Here is a 17,563-nt window from a genome sequence, read left to right as displayed (position 1 = left end):
TGGAAAATATTAGGAAAAGGGTTGTTTTTCATGGAGGTCGGCCACTGTTTTGGCCCAAGACAAAACGGCTACAAAGCAAGGCTGGCCCTAAAAGTTTTGAGTGCTTGATACTTGCTGGAGAAATGACAGCAGGAGGATATTTCGGTTGAGTTGGCCCATCAAAGCGTATCTTGGTATTCCTGGAGCAGGGCCAGTAGATCCGCTAGTTGTCGTCGGTGGAGGTTGCTGGGGTCGAGTTGGTATCGGATAACTGCAATACGATATCGAGTTTCGATTCGAGTTCGGCGAGTCTCGCGTTCTGCTGTCTCAAGGCGCTCATTCTTTGCTCGTATTGCATCCTGTTCTCTTCGTCTAGCCTTCTCATCTCGGCGTCGAATGTCCTCTTCTCTTTGTCGAGCCTCTTCCTCCTCTCTTCGTAGTATTTCTCGTTCTCTTCGTCGAGCTTCCTCATCCTTTCGTCGATTTTCCTGCTCTCTTCGTTGAGTCTCCTCATCTCGGCGTTGTATCTCCTCAAGTCGGACAAACCCCCGTAGGAGTTGATCCAAGACCACAAGCGAGAAAGTAGCCCCGGCGAGGAGGAGGCCGGCCCATTGGGGGAAGTGGATTTGGTAGTTTCTGAGGTAGAGGGTGTCATATTTCAGGAAAATCCCGAGAAGAAAGACCAGTAAGGCCGTCAGGATAGTAATAAAGGTCTGAAAGTCTGGCATTATTGAATTCCGACGATGGCCCTATCCTAACCCGCTTGAGTAAAGAAGAAATAGGCCCTGCTGGACTAAAGCGTATCTTGGTATTCCTGAAGCAGGGCCAGCAGATCGGCTAATTGTCGTCGGTGGAGGCCGCTGGGGTCGAGTTGGAATTGGAGGAGCGCAATACGATATCGAGTTTCGATTCGAGTTCGGCGAGTCTCGCGTTCTGCTGTCTCAAGGCGCTCATTCTTTGCTCGTACTGCATCCTCTTCTCTTCGTCGAGCTTCCTCATCTTTTCGTCGAGCTTCCTCATCTCGGCATTGTATTTCCTCAAGTCGGACAAACCCCCGTAGGAGTTGATCCAAGACCACAAGCGAGAAAGTAGCCCCGGCGAGGACGAGGCCGGCCCATTGGGGGAAGTGGATTTGGTAGTTTCTGAGGTAGAGGGTGTCATATTTCAGGAAAATCCCGAGAAGAAAGACCAACAGGGCCGTCAGGATAGTAATAAAAGTCTGAAAGTCTGGCATTATTGAATTCCGACGATGGCCCTATCCTAACCCGCTTGAGTAAAGAAGAAATCGACAAATACAGATAGGCCTAGAGCGTATCTTGGTATTCCTGGAGCAGGGCCAGTAAATCGGCTAGTTGTCGTCGGTGGAGGTCACTGGGGTCGAGTTGGTATCGGATAACTGCAATACGATATCGAGTTTCGATTCGAGTTCGGCGAGTCTCGCGTTCTGCTTGCTTAATTCTTCGTTGCTCTTCCTCATCTCGGCGTTGTATCTCCTCAAGTCGGACAAACCCCCGTAGGAGTTGATCCAAGACCACAAGCGAGAAAGTAGCCCCGGCGAGGACGAGGCCGGCCCATTGGGGGAAGTGGATTTGGTAGTTTCTGAGGTAGAGGGTATCATATTTCAGGAAAATCCCTAGAAGAAAGACCAACAGGGCCGTCAGGATAGTGATAAAGGTCTGAAAGTCTGGCATTATTGGACTCCGACGATGACTCTATCCTAACCCGCTTGAGCGTGGTGGTAGGTAAAAGGTCTAGATGATGTTCAGGCCTCTAGCATTTAAAAAACCGAAAAGCTCTCTAGTGGGGGCCTTGAGCCAAGACCAAACCACGAATAGCATAATCCAATAATTGTATCGGATGCAAAAGGGGTACTGATGCTCCTTGGGCCGTTAAATAACGCTGAATTTGTAGAGAACAGCCCGGATTAGGGGAAGCAATCACCTTAGCTCCGGTCTGTAATAGATTACGGACTTTTTGCTGGCCTAGTTCTGCGGCAACATTCGGCTGGAGCATGTTGTAGATCCCCGCACTGCCGCAACAGAGGGCCGCATCGATGGGTTCCTTGAGGACAACCCCCGGAATTTGGCCCAGGAGCTGTCGGGGTTGCAGGCTGATTTTTTGGCCATGGAGCAGGTGGCAGGCATCTTGGTAAACCAGGGGTAGAGGTTCCTCTGCCAGAGCATGTAAAGGGGTTGTGAGCCCCACTTCAGCCAGAAATTCGTGAACGTCTCGTACCTTGGCCACGAAGGCTTGGGCCTTGGCGGCATAGACAAGATCATCGGCCAAAATGTGATGGTATTCCTTGAGGGTATGGCCACATCCCGCCGCGTTGATGATGATGTAATCCAGGGCCTTGTCTTCAAACCGATCAATCATTTGGCAGGCGAGGGCCTGGGCCTGTTGTTCCTGGCCTTGGTGAGCCGGTAGGGCCGCACAACAGCCTTGGTTCGGTGGAATGACCACTTCACAGCCATTCGCGGTTAGTACTCGTACTGTGGCCGCATTGACGGGGTCAAAAAAGAGTTGTTGGACACAGCCGAGAATTAAACCCACCCGGTAGCGTTGTTGGCCCTGGGGCGGAATCGTTTCAGGATAGTCTGCCCGAAAGGACTGGGGCGTGACGCGGGGCAAAATAGCTTCCATGGCCGCTAGACGGGGAAAAAAGCGTTGCAATAGGCCACTGGCTCGAACGAGTTTCTGCAGGCCAAGGGTTTGGTACAACCAGAAAAACGGTAGCAGGAGACGGAGGCGTTGGGGATAGGGAAACAGATTAAACAGCAGGCCTCGAAACCAGCGGTCTCGCCAGGAACGGGGTACATTGCGTTCCACCTGGGGCCGCGTCGCCGCCAACAGACGGTCGTACTGAACACCTGAAGGACAGGTACTCACGCAGGCTAAACAACCCAGACAAGTATCAAAATGGGCGCTGGTGGTTTCATCTAGACTGGCCTGACCTTGGGTAATGCCATTCATCAAATAAATCCGGCCCCGGGGCGAATCCATTTCCTTGCCAATTACCCGATAGCTCGGACAGGTAGATAGACAAAAACCGCAGTGGACGCAACTATCCATCAGCGCCTGGGCAGGGGGATTATGGGCATCAAAGCCAGTGGTCGGGGCGTCAGAATTGGGCATTAGCTTAGTAAAGGGTTGGATAGGAAAAACGCTAAATCCCGGCGACAAAACGACCCGGACTAAAGCATTGCTGGGGATCAAATTGTTGCTTCAAACGGCCCATGAGGTCTAGGGCATTGCCGTCGTAGCCCCAGGGATCAAGCTGGGTTTTGTAGGAGGCAGGGGATTCTAAAATACTTAAAAAGCCGCGATAATTTTGGCACAAAATCCGCTGTCGCTGGAGGGCCGCCGGGTCTATCCCTTGGTCAAAGGTGAGGCGCCCCAGGCCGGTTCCCAGGTGGATTTGGCCCCAACCGGGTAATTGCTGTAAAAAGTTCACCGCTTGACTAGGCATGACTCCTATTTTACAGGTGACGCTCGTGGCCCTGGGGGCCACCGTCATTGTCCTTTTCAATCGTTGCCATAGGTCTTGTTCCGATTCCCCTTGCCAAATCTGGGGGGCCTGGTCAAGGGCCTGGGCCAGGTGTTGCAGGCGATCACTCTGTTCCGCCACCCCTTCGGGAATATTTTGGAAGCGCACCAGTAGGCCCAGATGTATTCCTAGACCAAGGGCCTGCATTAACTGGGGAGACAACAGATCCGCCGCCGTGGGCGTCAAGCCCGAGGTGAGCAGGGCCTGGGCCAAACGCGCTAAGGCCCCCTGTTCCGTGGCTGTCAAGAGGAGGGTTTGGGAGACGGGGGGCCGGGGATAGAGCCTGAGGCTCATCTGGGTAATAAAGCCCAGGGTACCGTAGGAGCCAACGAAGAGTTTCATCAGATCATAGCCAGCGACATTTTTAACCACCTTGCCACCGGCCTTAGCCAGCTTGCCATCCCAACGCAAAAAGGAAAATCCCAACACCAAATCCCTAACGCCACCATAGCGTTGCCGCCAACTCCCCGCATCTCCTGTGGCCATAATGCCACCGAGGGTAGCCCGATCATCGTAACTGGGATCGAGGGGTAAAAACTGGCCCTGGGGGGCCAAAAAGGCCTGGAGATCCGCTAAACGAACTCCCGCTTCCGCCGTCACCGTCAAATCCGCCGCCGCATATTCCACAATACGATTAAGCTGACGACTACTGAGCACCCAATCCGCCGACCGTACCGGGCCTCCCCATTGGAGTTTAGTGCCATTACCGCAGGGTAATAGGGCCAGGCCCTGGGCCGTAGCCTGGCCAATCACTTGGGCCGCATCCTCAACACTAACCGGGGCCAAGCAATGATACGGAATTACGCCAGCGGCCAGGCCGGCTTGAAGAGATTCTCGCTCCGTTGGGGCCAGGCCCTCCCAAGGTTGCAGAACAGAACTCGCATCGCTAAAGGTGGGAAGTTGGATTGTAGGCGCAGGGGACATAGACAGACTAGGCAACAAATACCACCTAATCAGACTACCCCATAAGTCTCATCTCCAGCCCAACTGCGTAATCATCGCCACACTTCAAATTTGCAAAACCCCTTCTGGCATTACCGTCAGCAGTTCTCGCCGTTGCAGGCCTTCCCCATGGCAAACGCCATTGGCCGCCAATAGACCACTACTCACCGCCCGTTCCATCAGGCCACAGGGAAAGGGCATTTTAACCCAATCCCCCGCGAAGAAAAGATTCTGAACTGGGGTTTCGGTGGCGGGTCGGTTATGATAGCTAGCGGGCGGAAAGCCCGAAAAATTCTTTTGATTGACCAATTCCCGGTGTAAAACCGTGGCCCCGTGCAATTCCGGCACAATTTCGTAGAGTTCCTGCTCGAAGGTGGTCAGGAGTGCTTCTTGGGTAGGAAATTCCTTTTCCTTGTAGCAGTAGGCATGGAGTTCGACCACGCTGCCGCCCGTGCGTTGGGCCCAGTCAATAAATTGGGTCTGAATGCGGTGGTAGAGGGTAATGCTATCCGTTAGTCGATAGCCCGATAGGGAGGCAAAATCACTATGTTGCCAGGGAAAATCGCGGTCAAACCAAAACCGCGCTACGGCAAAGGGGTCTGCCAGGGCCAATTGTTGAATTTGCTGGACAAGGGCCGGGTTAACGTTTCCCTGAACCCGCTCAAAAAGATGCTTCATGCCAATCACATCCGCCGCCAACACGTAGTAATCCGCCGTCAGGGTTTCCTGTTGGCTCGGGGTCTTGGCCTGGAGGGCCACCAACTCAGCGCTCTGGTCTGCGGTTTTCTGAACTTTGAAGCGCGTTAAATTGCGCTTGGCTGGCCCCTGGAGAACGTGGCCCTGCTCATCGTACACCGCGCCATGGCAGGGGCAAATAAACTTGCCGTCTTGCTGTTTAGCCACGGTACAACCCTGGTGGGAACAGGTGAGGGAAAGAGCCTCGGTGCCGTCCCTTTCTGCCAAATAGACTCGATCTCCTGCACCATAATAAGTAGTGCTTTTTGTACTGAGTAACGTATTTTCAGTCACGGAAAAAGGCACATTAGTGATGGCATCGCCCTGTTGGTAGGTGAGGGAGGTAATACGATCGTCCTGGCAGATCATCTCACTCACGGTTGCCTCCGTAATCACCCGTCCCCCCTTAGCCTCGATGGCCCGTACAATGGGCATCACCAGGCTGGTGACCATATCATCCTTGGTGCCGTTGAAGGCCAGGCCCTCGGGGTTGCCAAAGAAGTAGAAATGGAAAAATTGTAGTAATTCCCCTGTGCTTAAAACGTCTGGGGCATTAAGACTGGATTTGGCGAAGGGAAGAAAGTAGAGGTCGTACAGGCCTTGGGGAAATCCCTGGGCGACCCAGTCCGCCACGGAGATATTATCGTATTGGTTATAGCTTTTGGGAATCTGGAAGCCGGTAATGGCTCGAAACACCTGGAGATGGGCTAGTTTGGTGAGATTAATACCCCAGCGTAGGCGGTTGGGGGAAGAAATACCCAGGTCAACGATATTCCAGGGAAAGGCGGAATGACTAGGACGGAAAACTTCTGGCGCGTAGCCCTCGCGAAAGACTAGGGAATAGAAGTCGAGGGAACGGAAATTCTCGCTAATGGACAGTTCCTGGACAATGCTCTTCAGGTTATAGTACTGAGGGAAAAAGCCGTGGAAACCATGTTCCATTTGAAAGGTTTCTTCACCCACCTGAATTGGCCAACCCGCAATTTTACCGCCAAGGTTGGGAGATTTTTCCAGTAGGGTTACTTGAAAGCCTCGTTGGCTTAGCTCGTAGGCACTGGCAAGACCCGCTAATCCGGCCCCTACCACCACCACGGATTTCGGCTGGCTGAGTTGAGTGGGCAGGGCCAAACGGTCGAGTTGATAACGGGCAGGTTGGGGCTTAGCCAAACGAGAGTAGCCCAGGGCTCCACCGACAGTTCCCACGCCCAGTAACTTAAGCGCAGTGCGACGGGAAACAGGATGAGTAGCGGAGGGGGGGGACGACTGATGCATGCGGGAACAGGGCGAGCTTAGGAAAAAATTACAAAAGTTAATGACTTATATTAATGGGTATTTGTTTAAAAAATCTGGAGGAAAAAAGGCCGCCATTTAGCCTATTGTTAGAAGAATTGCGAAAAACTAGACCCTTGCAACGGAATCCAAGGGAGAGCGGTATAATTTAGGCATATTCTTGCGTGCGTACCCATGTCAGCGATCACTCTGACCCTACTCCTCCCAGGCAAAGCGGTTCCTGTCCAAAACTGGACTTTTTCGACGGAATCTGTCATTCGCATCGGACGAGCGACTGATAATAACGTCATTCTCTACAGTGCCGTTGTTTCTCGCCACCACCTGGAACTACGCCACGGACAAGAGGGTTGGGAAGCCGTGAATATTGGGGCCAACGGGACTTATGTTGATGGGCAATCGATTAGCAGTGCTCCCGTCGTTGATGGCATGATTATCCGTTTAGCCAGCTCTGGCCCAAAAATTCAGATCCACCTAGATACCCACGCTAAGCCGCCCCTCCCGGAACAAATCCATACGCCCCACCACCATTCTCCAGATGAAAAACCAGCGCACCAAACCCTAATTAGCTCCAATTAAGATGGCTGGGTTGCTATGGGAGACTGAAAAGACGCGATAGCCTCCTCAGTATAGATTTCTAGGGTTTTGAGGGAAGGGACTTCCTGGGTTTCTGCTTCGGATAACCAAAGCAAATATTCGACGTTACCGGCCGGGCCAGTAATGGGGGAATGGGTCAGGCCCTGGTAGCCCCAGCCCTGGCCCTGGGCTGCTACCAGCACACTTTGGATCGCACCGGCCTGGTCAAGGCTACTCCGCACAACCCCCTTTTTCCCCACCTTGCTTTTTCCCACTTCAAACTGGGGCTTCACCAAAAGAATTACTTCTCGGGGCGACTGTAGCAGCGACCAGAGGGAGTCCATAACTTTAGTCAAGGAAATGAAAGATAAGTCCATCACCCCGAGGTCGGCAGGGGGTTGATCACCGTATAGTTGACTGGGGGTCAGATGTCGAAAGTTAGCCCGTTCCCACAGAATAACCCGGGGGTCTTGGCGGAGTTTCCAGGCCACCTGGCCGTAGCCCACATCCACACCATAGACAAGGGCTGCACCGGCCTGTAACAGACAATCCGTAAAGCCGCCGGTGGAAATACCCCCATCTAAGCAGACTCGACCTTCCACAGAAATGGAGAACTGGCGTAGGGCCTTAGCCAGCTTTTCACCGCCCCGTGAGACAAAGGGGGGCTTTTGCACCAGTTCCAGCCGGGCATTCCGAGCCACTTCAGTACCTGGCTTGTCGAGTACCCGCTGGTTGACCTTGACTTCTCCGGCACGAATGAGCCGTTGGGCCACTGCCCGAGACTCGCACAATTGACGTTCTACCAGTAGAAGGTCTAGGCGCTGTTTATCCATAGCAGGAAATTAGGCCTTAGCTATCCTCCTCAAAATCATCCTCATCGGTGTCGTACTCTTCGGCGAAGTCATCTTCGTCCTCGCTGTTAAACTCCCGGCCGGTGTAGGCCCGAGCAATATTATCGTCGAGAACCATGTGCTCATCACTATCGAGGTCTTCTACCCGGAGACGGGCCGAGCGGCTAGGCGGCGGTTCCACGGGCTCCGGCAAACTGTAAGTATTATTACGGCTATAGCTAGGTTCCTCCGTGGCTTCCACCAACGTCAGGGCCTCTTCTTGGGTACTAAAACCAGTGCCTGCGGGAATTAGGCGACCAATGATCACGTTTTCCTTCAGGCCCCGTAGCCAGTCCGATTTTCCTTCGATGGCCGCTTCCGTGAGGACGCGCGTTGTTTCTTGGAAGGAGGCCGCACTAATGAAGCTGTCCGTATTCAGAGAGGCCTTGGTAATCCCCATCAGGACAGGGGTATAGCGGGCAGGGGCGGCACCTGTAATGGCCATGGCCTCGTTGACCTGCTCAATTTGGCGCAGTTCCACAAATTCCCCCGGCAACATAGTGGTATCGCCCCCATCATCAACCCGGACTTTGGAGGTCATTTGACGCACAATCACTTCGATATGTTTGTCCGCAATGTCAATCCCCTGGGACTGATAAACCATTTGCACTTGATCCACCAGAAATTTCTGGGCCGCTTGTAGGCCCCGCAGGGAAGCTTCATAACAGCCCGAGTTATCCACGTAGTAGTTGAAGAAAACCTCCAAAATTTCGTGGGGGTTGGCCGGGCCATCGGTGAGGGGATCACCCACATTGACCCGCTGTTCATCAGCCACCATGGCATTTTGCCCCGGTAGGAGCGGATATTCACTAATGGTGCCGTCGTCCTCAATCACTTTAATATCGACGGTTTCCCCATCCTGGTACTCTACCTGACAGATGCCTGGCTTCCGGGCCAGAATACAGGCCTCTTTGGGTTTACGGGCTTCTAGCAGTTCCTCAATCCGGGGCAGACCCTGGATAATATCCCCGGTTTTGGCCCGTTCAAAGACCAGCAGAACGAGGTTATCACCCCGTTGTACCAGATCGCCATCGTCAATGTGGAGAACGGCGCCAGAGGAGACACGGTAGGGACGAGCAAGACGGAGGGTAACCTGATGTTGGTCGCCCTGGGACTGGATCGCAATCACTTGACCGGATTCGGGCAGTTGAACGCCGCTGGTGATTTCTTTTCCGGCCACCAGTAGCTGGCCCTCTTTCAGTGTGGGGGCTTCCGGGAGCGTTAGGGTCATCTGGTCAACGGCCCTTACCACCAGCACCCGACGGATCGATTCAATGCCACTACGAATACCGCGAATAATGCCCGCGTCTTTACATTGAATTTCCGTGCGAGCCACAACAGCACCAGCAGGAATTTCATCCCCATCCTTGACTAACAGGCGAGTCTGAGTAGAGCCACTGTGGGGGTCATTTTCCTGGTCGCGGCGCAACACCAACGATTCGAGAATCACCAACTGCAGACGTTTACATTCTTCGTCTTCGTCATCTTGAAGTTCAATGTCTGCCGCCAGGTGGGCAATTTCCAGGTCATCTCCAGAAATTTCCAAGACCAGCTGGGTGCTGAGCAGCTGAGAGCCTTCAACGGACTTGACTCGGTCGCCATCTTTGTAGAAAAGTCGTTGCACCGAGCGGAGTTCTATCTGGCGACCGCCATCGGAATTTTGGGAACCTTGGGATGGGGCTGCTGGCTCATCATAAACTTTATACTCTTCAACCGGACGCAAGAGCAGGCCCAGGCCCTCGGTGCTTTCCACCCACTCTACCTGACGCAATTCTGCTACCACAATGCCGGGTAGGATTTCTGTTCCTGGCTGAATTAACTGGCCCGACTCCAGTTTGACTTGGTCGGGGTCAACATCCAAATGGTATTCGCCAGGCTTGATGATAATTTCCCGCAGGATGTCATTTTTCTGGATGACTTCTACGATCCCGCTGGACTGGCAGAAGATATCCTTGACCACTTCCGTTCCAGCTTCGACGTACTGGCCATCTTCGACAATCAAGAGGGAAATATCCTTGTTGATTTCGTGGGTTTCTTCGGGAATCCAGAGTAGGGTACCGCCCTTGGTGACTTCGTAGCCTTGTTTCCGGCCCCCCTTGGCCACTTCGACACCGGCATAACGAATCAGTCCCCCAGTGGTCGTCCGGTAACGTTCGTCAATCAGTTCGGCGACAATGGCATGGTTTTGGACTTTTGTCCCCGGTGCAGCCTTCAGCAAGAAGCGCTGGCCATCGGCAGTGTAAATGACGTATTGTTCCCGCCCCCCGCTACTTTCCAGCTTGACCTGGGCCTGGTCTAACAGTACCGAGGCTGTAATAATTTCAATTTCTCGACTATCTTCTTGATGACGCACCACCCCACCACTGGTGGACACTAAACGGGTTTCCGCTAGCACACTGCCGGCCTTAACCTGGTCACCGTTTTTAACGACCGGCTCCGCCCCTGGCGGGAGGTTATAGACTTCTCCAGATAAAATCCAAACCAGGCCCCCCCGTTGAGCAATCCGGGTAGTATTGCCTTGGCGATCCGTTTTTTCTTCGGGAACGAGGCGGTCAAACAAGACTTCCCCGGCTAAGTCACTGGCCACATCCTTGGTGGCTCGTTCCGTAGAACGTTGGGCCTTGGATAGGGAAATTTCTGTCAATAGTTGCCCCGCTTTTACCTTTTCACCATCCTGCACAAAAATAAGGGAACCAGGGGTGAGGGAGTAGGTCTGGGTATTGGCCTTTTTCCCTTCGCCTTTCCAGATCAAATCTCCGGCGACTTCCACCTGTTCCGCATCTTCACCATGGCGAGTCCGAACCTTACGAGTGCTCAGGCCTTTACCCCACTTGACTGTGCCATCCTCCGGGGCCTTTTCCTGGCGAGCCACTTCTCCGGTGAAAACCCCGCCGGTGTGGAACGTCCGCATGGTGAGCTGGGTACCGGGCTCCCCAATGGATTGGGCCGCGATAATCCCCACGGCCTCCCCAAGATCCACTTTATGACCGTGGGCCAAACTCCAGCCATAGCAAGATTGACAAACCGAACGGGCCGCTTCACAGGTCAGGGGCGATCGCACGAAGACTTCTTCTACCGACTGGCTAATTTTTTTGGCTAGGTCTTCATCAATTTCTTGGTTGCGTTCCGCAATGACTTGACCATCTTTATCGACCACATCTTTAGCCAGTAGTCGACCCACCAAGCGGTCACCGAGGTGAATTTTGACCTGATCCCCATCAATCATGGCCGTGACGCGGACGCTCCGCTCCGTACCACAATCCACTTCCCGCACAATCACATCCTGGGAAACATCCACCAAACGACGGGTCAGATAGCCTGAGTCCGCTGTCCGCAGGGCCGTATCGACCAGGCCCTTCCGTGCTCCATAGGAAGAAATAATGTACTCAGTAACGGTGAGTCCTTCTCGGAAGTTGGTTTTAATGGGCAAGTCAATGATTTCCCCCTGGGGATCGGCCATCAGGCCCCGCATCCCCACCAACTGACGAACCTGGCTCATGTTTCCCCGTGCGCCGGAAAAGGCCATCATGTAGACGGAGTTGAGGGGGTCAGTGGCCCGGAAGTTGCGGATCACTTCGTCCTTCAGACCTTCAGAGGTACTGTTCCAGGTGTCAATCACTTTCTGGAAACGCTCTACCTCCGTGATTTCGCCCCGAGCATAGCGGGCTTCAGTGGTGCGAATTTCTTCTTCGGCGCTTTTGAGCATTTCCTTTTTCACCGGAGGAATACTCAAGTCCTCGACGCTAATGGAAACCCCCGCCTTGGTAGCAAACTTAAAGCCCAGGCCCTTGAGATCATCGGCCAGTTGAGAACAGCGGGCAGAGCCGTGACGACGAAATGCGGCGGCAATCAGTTTTTTGAGGCGGCCTTTGTCGATAGTGTAGTTATAAAAGGTCATGGCAATTGAGGGGGATAGGACTTGAGAGCGGCGGGGGCCTGAGCGGCCATTCAAAGGTAGGAGAATCGTTAAGATGTTTCTCCTCCTTTGGTGTTGGGGAGGGGAAGCCCTGGAGAACGGCTAGACCTCTTCTTCTTCTAAATCGTCGGTATTTAAGGATTCGTAGGTGGGACGACTGGGGGCCCGGCGTTGGGTGTCGATCATCAGGTCAACCTCCACATCGCGGCTACTGCCATCCTCGGACAGTTCTACTTTATGGACGGCAATATCCAGGCCCAGAGATTGAAGTTCTCGCATCAACACCTTGAAGGATTCTGGCGTTCCGGGCCGGGGAATCGGTTTGCCTTTGACGATGGCATTGAGGGCCTCATTCCGCCCTTGCATATCGTCGGACTTCACCGTTAGCAATTCCTGGAGAATGTAGGCCGCGCCGTAGGCCTCCAGGGCCCATACTTCCATTTCTCCAAAGCGCTGACCGCCTTGCTGGGCTTTTCCACCCAAGGGTTGCTGGGTAACCAAGGAGTAAGGGCCAGTGGAACGAGCATGGATCTTATCATCTACGAGGTGAACCAGTTTCAGCATGTAGGCCTGGCCGACAGTGACTGGACGGTCAAAGGGTTCTCCGGTGCGGCCATCGTAGACCGTAATTTTGCCAGCATTGTCGGGATCGAAGACCCAGTTTTTGCCAGGTTTTTGGGAGGCATCCCCCAGCAGACCATGGACGGTTTCTCGGGAAGCTTCAGCCCCGTACATTTCATCAAAGGGGGTAATTTTAAAACGAACGCCCAGGTTTTCGCCGGCCCAGCCCAGGAGGCATTCAAAGACCTGGCCCACGTTCATACGGGAGGGTACCCCCAGCGGGTTGAGGACAATATCCACCGGCCGGCCATCGGGCAGGTAGGGCATACTTTCGATGGGCAAAATGCGGGAAATAATCCCTTTGTTGCCGTGGCGACCAGCCATTTTGTCTCCTACCTGGATTTTGCGTTTCTGGGCCACATAAACCCGCACGACCATATTGGCACCGGGGGGCAGTTCATCACCTTTTTCTCGGGTAAAGACCCGTACATCCACGACCCGGCCCTTTTCACCGTTGGGAACCCGCAGAGAGTTATCCCGCACATCCCGAGCTTTTTCCCCAAAGATGGCCCGCAAAAGTTTTTCTTCGGGGGGCTGATCCGCTTCGCCTTTCGGCGTGACTTTCCCCACGAGAATATCCCCCGATTCCACCCAGGCCCCGGTGCGGATAATCCCCTGTTCATCTAAATTGCGCAGAGAATCTTCCCCAACGTTGGGAATTTCGCGGGTGATTTCCTCCGGGCCGAGTTTGGTTTGTCGGGCCTCGATTTCAAATTTTTCAACGTGGATACTGGTATAAATGTCGTCATAGACCAGACGTTCGCTAATCAGGATGGCATCTTCGTAGTTGTAGCCTTCCCAGGGCATATAGGCTACCAGAATATTCTGGCCCAGGGCCAATTCTCCTCCTTCAGTAGCGGAACCATCGGCCAAAATCTGACCCGGCACGACATCTTCACCGACGTAAACTAACGGACGCTGATTGAGACAGGTGTCCTGGTTTGAGCGCTGGTATTTTTGCAAATAGTAGGTTTGGAGCGACCCCACGACATCAGGGTTGTTGGGATCGCGGGATTGGACGCGGATTTCCGTCGCATCAACGTAGGTCACCACGCCATGGGTTCGGGAGACAATCACCATCCCCGAATCCCGAGCGGCCTGAGCTTCCAGTCCAGTCCCCACCAGAGGGCGCTCCGGTCGCAGGAGGGGAACCGCCTGCCGTTGCATGTTAGACCCCATCAGAGCCCGGTTCGCGTCGTCGTGTTCCAGGAAGGGAATCAGGGAGGTCGCTACCGAGACAATTTGGACAGGAGAGACGGCCACATAATCCACCTGCTCGGGGGTGGTGGTGGAAAATTCCTGGCGGTAACGAATGGGCACACTTTCCCCGAGAATCGTCCCCTCTAGATCCGTGGAAATATCCCCTGGAGCGACCCGCATATCGTCTTCTTCGTCGGCGGTGAGGTAAACCGGTGCGAGATCCCGGCGGACTCGGCCATTCTCTACGCGGTAGTAGGGGGTTTCAATAAAGCCGTAGGCATTGACCCGCGCACAGGTCGCCAAGGAACCAATCAGACCGGCATTGGGGCCCTCTGGCGTCTCCACCGGACAAATGCGACCGTGGTGGGAGGGGTGAATATCCCGCACCGCAAAACCCGCCCGTTCTCGGGTTAGTCCCCCAGGGCCGAGGGCCGAAATCCGTCGTTTGTGGGTCAACTCTGCCAGGGGGTTGGTCTGATCCATAAACTGGGAAAGCTGGGATGAACCAAAAAATTCCTTGATGGCTGCCACCAAGGGCTTGGGATTCACCAGAGCCGCCGGGGTGAGCATGTCGGACTCACTAACGGTCATCCGCTCCCGAATAATCCGTTCCAGACGATTGAGACCCACGCGAATCTGGTTCTGGAGTAGTTCTCCGACGGAACGCACCCGACGGTTGCCAAGGTGGTCAATGTCATCGGTACTCCCAATGTCGAATTCCAGGTTGATCAGATAGTCAATCGCCGCCAAAATATCTTTGGGAGTCAGCACCCGGGTCGTATCCGGTTCATTCAGTCGCAGTTTTTTATTGATTTTGTAGCGTCCGACCCGGCCCAAATCGTAGCGTTTCGGGTCGAAAAAGCGGGAATCGAGCAACTGTTGACCGCCACTCACCGTCGGTGGCTCCCCAGGACGGAGCTTTTTGTAGAGCTCAATCAAGGCTTCTTCTTCGGTTGGATTGCCCTCTTTGTCTAGGGTTTTTTGGTAAAACTCGGGATGACGCAGGGAGTCGAGAATTTCGTTATCCCCTAAGCCAATGGCCTTCAAAAGAACCTGGGCCGAAAGCTTGCGGGTCTTGTCGATACGAACCCAGACCAAACCATTTTTATCTGTCTCGAACTTGAGCCAGGCCCCGCGGTTAGGAATTAAGGAAGCGGAGTAGGTGCGGCGACCATTTTTATCTAACTCTTTTTTGTAGTAGACCCCCGGAGAGCGGACAATCTGGTTGACAATCACCCGCTCGGCACCGTTGATAATAAACGTCCCCCGTTCGGTCATCAGGGGCAAATCGCCAATAAAAACTTCCTGTTCCTTGATTTCCCCCGTTTCCTTGTTAACCAAGCGAGTGGGCACATACACCTGCACCGAATAGCTGGCATCCCGGCGTTTCGCTTCATCTACGTCGTACTTGGGTTGCTTGAGCTTGTAGTCTTTGCCAAGAAAATGCAGTTCTAGTTTGCCGGTATAGTCGGAGATCGGAGAAAAACTATTCAGTTCTTCAATCAGGCCCTCCTCTAAAAACCAACGAAAGCTAGCGTGTTGAATTTCGATGAGGTCGGGAAGCAGACTGCGGGCAGAATTAGTCATGATGGCGTTTAAATTCTCACGGAGTTAGGGGCAGCCGGGGGAACGGCAAGATCAGCGAGTGAGCACTGACGGAAAAAACACTTAGATTGGGAGGAGTCCAAACAGGCGACGAGCATTATCGGTGGTCGCTGTGGCAATCGTGTTGAGGGATTCCTGGCGGAGATCCGCAAGGGCTTGGGCAACATAGCGGACGTAGGCAGGCTCATTGCGCTTACCTCGCTGGGGAACAGGGGCTAAAAACGGACAATCGGTCTCGATTAAAAGACGGTCTAGGGGAACGCCTTTGGCACTGGCCTGAATCATTTCACTGCGCTTAAAAGTCACAATACCGCTGAAGCTAATGTAAAACCCCAGGTCTAAAAACCACTGAGTTTCTTCGGGGCTCCCACTCCAGCAATGCATAACCCCTTGTATCGGCCCTTGGTGCCGACAAAAATCCTGTAAAAGTTCCCGCAAAACCGGTGCCGCATCGCGACAATGGACAATAATAGGTTTCTGTAAGCGATGGGCAATTCGTAACTGGGCTAAAAAGACTTCCTTCTGCTGGGCTTGGTTATCAGCTTTATAAAAATCCAGGCCCATCTCCCCAATGGCAACAACCCGCTGGTCAGACTGGGCTAAAGCCAAAATCTGGTCAGCGGTACTAGGAAGCCATTTGTGAGCATCTAGGGGGTGTAATCCTACCGCAAAGGAGAGTTCTGGAAATTGATTCGCCAAGGACTGGATTTGCTGGAATTCCTGGGGCTCAACACAGGAATGGACTAGCTGGACAACCCCGGCTTCTTGCCAACGAGACCGCAGAGAGGGAAGTTCGGACTGGAAAACCTCGAAGTTGATGTGAACGTGCGTATCAATCAATTGCATCGACATCTCACAGGGGCGGGAATGGCATTAGCCCAAGGGGCGGCTGTATTCGCAGTAACCGTTTTAGCCTAGGCGGGAGTCGTGACCCGCTTCAGGGCCTTGGCAAGACGAGCTTTTTTACGCGCCCCGTTGTTGACGTGTAGAACACGACGCTTGACGGCTTTGTCAATTTTACTAAAGGCGGCGGATAGATTAGTTTGAACCGCTTCTAGGGCCTCGGGTGCTGGGCTAGCACCGTAGGCTTCCACGGACTGGAAGGTCTTTTTCATTAAGGTTTTAATTGCCGACTTATAGGACTTGTTCTGCAGTCGGTTACGTTCTGCGATTTCAATGCGCTTTAGCGCAGACTTGTTATTAGCCACGATTGCTCTCAGTACAGGTTACAGAGGGGATTATAAAGAGACAACTATATCTACAATCAGACTCGTTATTGTAACAGAGAATCAAGGGACTGACAAGATAAGCTCACATCGCCTTAGATGGGGGAATGGGTCAGGGGGCGGCAGGGATTAGTCGAGGATCTCTAAAGAAACGGGGGATATCGGCACTGGGGGGAGATGAATCTGCTCTACACTTGGGCAAAAACCAAGCCACTGCTGGGACAGTTCCGCAAAACTATGGGGACAGCCACTGACAGTGAAGTGGGTCGCAATGGACATCTGGTTGTTACTGAGACCGAGGACCTCCAGTTCCTTGCGGGCGGCCTTAACCACATAACTTGCTGGATCCACCAGGTGAATTGAGGCGGGCAGGATTTCTCGCAGAATGGGAGTTAAGTGTTGGTAGTGGGTACAACCAAAGACCAGAGTATCAATCTGGACTTCCAGTAAAGGTTGGAGATAATCCCGGGCTATCTGCTTGGTGTAGGGATCATAAATCCGATTTTGTTCAATGAGGGGCACAAATTCAGGACAGGCCACTTGCCATACCTGAGCCTGGGAATCAATTTCATGGATGGCATCCCGATAAGCATTACTGGCTACGGTGGCGGGGGTGGCAATCACCCCAATTTTTCGGCCTAGACGAACAGCGGCTCGAGCCCCCGGTAAAATCACCCCAAGGATGGGGAAATCAAATTCCTGGCGAACCACATCCAAGGCCAGGGCGGAACTGGTATTACAGGCCATGATCACCATCTTGACCTGCTCCTCTTGCATCCAGGTCAGGATTTCCCGCACGAATTGTACGATTTCCTGGGAGGTTCGATTGCCGTAAGGTAGCCGGGCTGTATCCCCAAAGTAGAGAATCGATTCCTTGGGGAGTTGTCGATACAACTCGCGCAAGACTGTTAAACCACCCACACCACTATCAAAAACGCCGATTCGGCTACGCTGAGACTCTCGCATATAAGGCTATATGAAAATAAGATGCTGATAATTCAAACACGAATATCGAGGGAAGTAAATATACTTAGCCAGG

13 protein-coding genes are annotated in these 17,563 nt (G+C 53.4%); 1 reads left to right on the top strand and 12 read right to left on the bottom strand.

Annotation, left to right across the window (positions count from 1 at the left end; genetic code table 11):
- Positions 1–158 precede the first annotated feature (158 nt).
- The 6 genes from ABXS88_RS10015 to ABXS88_RS09990 form a co-directional block, all read right to left on the bottom strand.
- Entirely contained in the window at positions 159–707 is a 549-nt protein-coding gene (locus tag ABXS88_RS10015) for a hypothetical protein (protein ID WP_353671903.1), read from the bottom strand.
- A gap of 65 nt (positions 708–772) precedes the next feature.
- Positions 773–1,213 carry a hypothetical protein gene (locus ABXS88_RS10010; protein WP_353671902.1) on the bottom strand — a complete coding sequence of 147 codons (441 nt, stop codon included), beginning with the start codon at positions 1,211–1,213 and terminating at the stop codon, positions 773–775.
- Positions 1,214–1,283: 70 nt separating this feature from the next.
- On the bottom strand, positions 1,284–1,670 hold the full coding sequence (locus ABXS88_RS10005; protein ID WP_353671901.1) for a hypothetical protein: 387 nt from the start codon (positions 1,668–1,670) through the stop codon (positions 1,284–1,286).
- Between the two features lie 106 nt (positions 1,671–1,776).
- Positions 1,777–3,114, bottom strand: coding sequence for a heterodisulfide reductase-related iron-sulfur binding cluster (locus ABXS88_RS10000; protein WP_353671900.1), 1,338 nt, complete (start codon positions 3,112–3,114; stop codon positions 1,777–1,779).
- A 31-nt stretch (positions 3,115–3,145) separates the two neighbouring features.
- Positions 3,146–4,450: an FAD-binding oxidoreductase gene (locus ABXS88_RS09995; protein WP_353671899.1), complete on the bottom strand. Its 1,305-nt coding sequence runs from the start codon at positions 4,448–4,450 to the stop codon at positions 3,146–3,148.
- Positions 4,451–4,534: 84 nt separating this feature from the next.
- A complete protein-coding gene (locus ABXS88_RS09990) occupies positions 4,535–6,475 on the bottom strand; it encodes an FAD-dependent oxidoreductase (RefSeq protein WP_353671898.1) in 1,941 nt (646 codons plus the stop codon).
- A 192-nt stretch (positions 6,476–6,667) separates the two neighbouring features.
- Between ABXS88_RS09990 and ABXS88_RS09985 the strand changes: the two genes are divergently transcribed.
- On the top strand, positions 6,668–7,069 hold the full coding sequence (locus ABXS88_RS09985) for an FHA domain-containing protein (protein WP_353671897.1): 402 nt from the start codon (positions 6,668–6,670) through the stop codon (positions 7,067–7,069).
- Here ABXS88_RS09985 and ABXS88_RS09980 read toward each other — a convergent pair.
- The 6 genes from ABXS88_RS09980 to murI form a co-directional block, all read right to left on the bottom strand.
- Positions 7,066–7,899, bottom strand: a complete 834-nt coding sequence (locus ABXS88_RS09980; RefSeq protein ID WP_353671896.1) for a TlyA family RNA methyltransferase — start codon at positions 7,897–7,899, stop codon at positions 7,066–7,068. The two genes, ABXS88_RS09985 and ABXS88_RS09980, sit on opposite strands and share 4 nt — an antisense overlap.
- Positions 7,900–7,915: 16 nt before the next feature.
- Positions 7,916–11,854 (bottom strand): DNA-directed RNA polymerase subunit beta'', encoded by a 3,939-nt coding sequence (locus ABXS88_RS09975; protein ID WP_353671895.1) that lies wholly within the window; start codon positions 11,852–11,854, stop codon positions 7,916–7,918.
- A 120-nt stretch (positions 11,855–11,974) separates the two neighbouring features.
- Positions 11,975–15,280: a DNA-directed RNA polymerase subunit beta gene (gene rpoB, locus ABXS88_RS09970; RefSeq protein WP_353671894.1), complete on the bottom strand. Its 3,306-nt coding sequence runs from the start codon at positions 15,278–15,280 to the stop codon at positions 11,975–11,977.
- Between the two features lie 81 nt (positions 15,281–15,361).
- Entirely contained in the window at positions 15,362–16,144 is a 783-nt protein-coding gene (locus ABXS88_RS09965; RefSeq protein ID WP_353671893.1) for a TatD family hydrolase, read from the bottom strand.
- Between the two features lie 68 nt (positions 16,145–16,212).
- The gene (rpsT, locus tag ABXS88_RS09960) at positions 16,213–16,506 is read right to left on the bottom strand and encodes a 30S ribosomal protein S20 (protein WP_353671892.1); all 294 of its coding nucleotides are present in this window, start codon (positions 16,504–16,506) and stop codon (positions 16,213–16,215) included.
- A gap of 147 nt (positions 16,507–16,653) precedes the next feature.
- Positions 16,654–17,490 (bottom strand): glutamate racemase, encoded by an 837-nt coding sequence (gene murI / locus ABXS88_RS09955; protein WP_353671891.1) that lies wholly within the window; start codon positions 17,488–17,490, stop codon positions 16,654–16,656.
- Between the last annotated feature and the right edge of the window lie 73 nt (positions 17,491–17,563).

The sequence above is a fragment of the Synechocystis sp. LKSZ1 genome, from assembly GCF_040436315.1.
Classification (GTDB): Bacteria; Cyanobacteriota; Cyanobacteriia; order Cyanobacteriales; family Microcystaceae; genus Synechocystis.
Note: the sequence above shows the minus strand (reverse complement) of the source record. Positions and strands in the feature narration are given on the sequence as shown.

What these genes read in the sequence shown, in the direction of transcription:
- ABXS88_RS09985 (WP_353671897.1), top strand. Translation starts at nt 6,668, where the DNA reads ATGTCAGCGATCACTCTGACCCTACTCCTCCCAGGCAAAGCGGTTCCT.
- ABXS88_RS10005 (WP_353671901.1), bottom strand. Translation starts at nt 1,670, where the DNA reads ATGCCAGACTTTCAGACCTTTATCACTATCCTGACGGCCCTGTTGGTC.
- ABXS88_RS09975 (WP_353671895.1), bottom strand. Translation starts at nt 11,854, where the DNA reads ATGACCTTTTATAACTACACTATCGACAAAGGCCGCCTCAAAAAACTG.
- ABXS88_RS10000 (WP_353671900.1), bottom strand. Translation starts at nt 3,114, where the DNA reads ATGCCCAATTCTGACGCCCCGACCACTGGCTTTGATGCCCATAATCCC.
- murI (WP_353671891.1), bottom strand. Translation starts at nt 17,490, where the DNA reads ATGCGAGAGTCTCAGCGTAGCCGAATCGGCGTTTTTGATAGTGGTGTG.
- ABXS88_RS09990 (WP_353671898.1), bottom strand. Translation starts at nt 6,475, where the DNA reads ATGCATCAGTCGTCCCCCCCCTCCGCTACTCATCCTGTTTCCCGTCGC.
- rpoB (WP_353671894.1), bottom strand. Translation starts at nt 15,280, where the DNA reads ATGACTAATTCTGCCCGCAGTCTGCTTCCCGACCTCATCGAAATTCAA.
- ABXS88_RS10010 (WP_353671902.1), bottom strand. Translation starts at nt 1,213, where the DNA reads ATGCCAGACTTTCAGACTTTTATTACTATCCTGACGGCCCTGTTGGTC.
- ABXS88_RS10015 (WP_353671903.1), bottom strand. Translation starts at nt 707, where the DNA reads ATGCCAGACTTTCAGACCTTTATTACTATCCTGACGGCCTTACTGGTC.
- ABXS88_RS09965 (WP_353671893.1), bottom strand. Translation starts at nt 16,144, where the DNA reads ATGCAATTGATTGATACGCACGTTCACATCAACTTCGAGGTTTTCCAG.
- ABXS88_RS09980 (WP_353671896.1), bottom strand. Translation starts at nt 7,899, where the DNA reads ATGGATAAACAGCGCCTAGACCTTCTACTGGTAGAACGTCAATTGTGC.
- ABXS88_RS09995 (WP_353671899.1), bottom strand. Translation starts at nt 4,450, where the DNA reads ATGTCCCCTGCGCCTACAATCCAACTTCCCACCTTTAGCGATGCGAGT.